This window comes from Empedobacter sp. UBA7252 (assembly GCF_002472765.1).
In the GTDB taxonomy this organism is placed as follows: domain Bacteria; phylum Bacteroidota; class Bacteroidia; order Flavobacteriales; family Weeksellaceae; genus Empedobacter; species Empedobacter falsenii_B.
This window is the reverse complement of the sequence record NZ_DKSQ01000085.1, coordinates 10,300-10,695: the sequence shown is the minus strand read 5'-3', so window position 1 is coordinate 10,695 and position 396 is coordinate 10,300. Positions and strand designations below refer to the sequence as shown.

1 protein-coding gene is annotated in these 396 nt (G+C 29.5%); it reads left to right on the top strand.

Annotated elements, in window-relative coordinates; genetic code table 11:
- Positions 1-396 (top strand): DUF47 domain-containing protein (locus B2X73_RS12135; RefSeq protein ID WP_291096534.1); only part of this gene is annotated, 396 nt, incomplete at both ends.

Here is a 396-nt window from a genome sequence, read left to right as displayed (position 1 = left end):
AAGAACGCGAAGATTACATCGCGCAAATTTCTAAGATAGAAAGCAAAATTGAATATCTTACTCAAAAAACAAATTTAGAGTTAAGCAAAAACTTTATCACACCTTTTGACAGAGAAGATATTTATCAATTAGTAAAATCTATCGATTATGTTGCAGATAATTTAAATGGAGCAGCGAATCGTATCAATATTTATCAAGTAGATAAAATTACAAAATCTATCCGCAAAATTACAGCTGTTAACTTAGAGGCTTGTCAATTAATCGGAGAGGGAATTGAGCAATTGAAAGATTTGAGAAACGTAAATCGTATTTACGAAATATGTGAACGAATCAATAAATTAGAAAATAAATCGGATCGTATTTTTGATAAAGCAGTTCAGGAAATTTTCGAAAACG